Annotated in this window: 1 protein-coding gene and 1 pseudogene; both read right to left on the bottom strand. The window is 67.9% G+C overall.

What is annotated here, in order from left to right:
- Positions 1-32: 32 nt before the first annotated feature.
- Positions 33-566, bottom strand: a pseudogene (locus tag AB0J53_RS45220) (IS5 family transposase); the annotation flags it as partial.
- A 14-nt stretch (positions 567-580) separates the two neighbouring features.
- Positions 581-1,081, bottom strand: coding sequence for an IS5 family transposase (locus AB0J53_RS45215; protein ID WP_357582863.1), 501 nt, complete (start codon positions 1,079-1,081; stop codon positions 581-583).
- Positions 1,082-1,099: the final 18 nt, after the last annotated feature.

Genomic DNA, 1,099 nt, shown 5'->3' with positions numbered 1-1,099 from the left:
CTAGGAGCTGTTTGGGGTTCGGATCATGTGGTTCAGGTGAGGACCTTCACCCACATGATCGAGCCTCGAAGAAAGAGCCCAGCCTCGTAGTTCTCTGGGGCTTTGTCGTAGCGGGTAGCCAGACCACGCCAGGCCTTGATCTTCTGAAAACACCGTTCGACAGTGTTGCGCTGCCGGTAGCGGCCGGGATCGAAGCTGACGGGCCGTCCGCCGGCCGAACCCTTCCTCTTCCGGTTGGCCTGCTGATCACTCTTCTCCGGGATGATCGCGGTGATCCGGCGACGGCGCAGGTAGGAACGGTTGGCCTGGGAGGAGTACGCCTTGTCCGCAGCCACCGCGGCAGGGCGGGTGCGAGGCCGGCCGGCCGGACCGCAGATGCGGATCTTGTCCAAGACGGTGATGAACCGCGGGCAGTCGGCGGCCTGCCCAGGCGTGAGCACGAAGGCCAGCGGCAGCCCGGCGGCGTCGACCGCGGCATGGATCTTGCTACTCAGCCCGCCTCGGGATCGGCCGAGCCCGGCAGCCTTCGCCCTGGCCTTGCGGCGCCGCCGGGTGGCGCCGCGATCACGCACCGGCGACGCTAACGATGCGAGCGTATGGCCCGCGTCGTTCGCGAAGTCCGTGCCGGGTGCGTCGGGCGTGACCTGCGGCGTATCACTCGCAGCACCGGCGGTTGCTCCGCAAGCGGCGCCCCCTTTTCCTCCGTCAGTGCCTGCTCCAGCGCATCCAGGGTCTCCCCGGCCACCGCCAGCCCGGCCGACTCCTGATGCGCCCGCACGATCGTGGAATCCACGCTGACCAGTTCCAGCCCCACCTGCCCGCGCGCTGCGGCCTCGGCGATCAGCGCGTCCATCAGATGCTGGAACACCCCAGCCTTGGCCCAGCCGTTGAACCGGGAGTAGAGCGTGGACCAAGGCCCGTACCGTTCCGGCACGTCACGCCAGCCAGACCCGGTGCGAAACCGCCACAAGATTCCATTGAACTGATCACGCACCCGCCGGGGCAGCGGCCCGGTAGCCGCCACCGGCAGATGCGGCTCGATCAAAGCCCACTCAGCATCGGTCACATCGAAGCGCGCCACACCGGAGTTCTACCAGTC

It is taken from the genome of Nonomuraea sp. NPDC049725 (assembly GCF_040674795.1).
Taxonomy (GTDB): domain Bacteria; phylum Actinomycetota; class Actinomycetes; order Streptosporangiales; family Streptosporangiaceae; genus Nonomuraea; species Nonomuraea ceibae.
The sequence above is the reverse complement of the archived record's forward strand: the minus strand, read 5'-3'. Positions and strand labels throughout refer to the sequence as shown.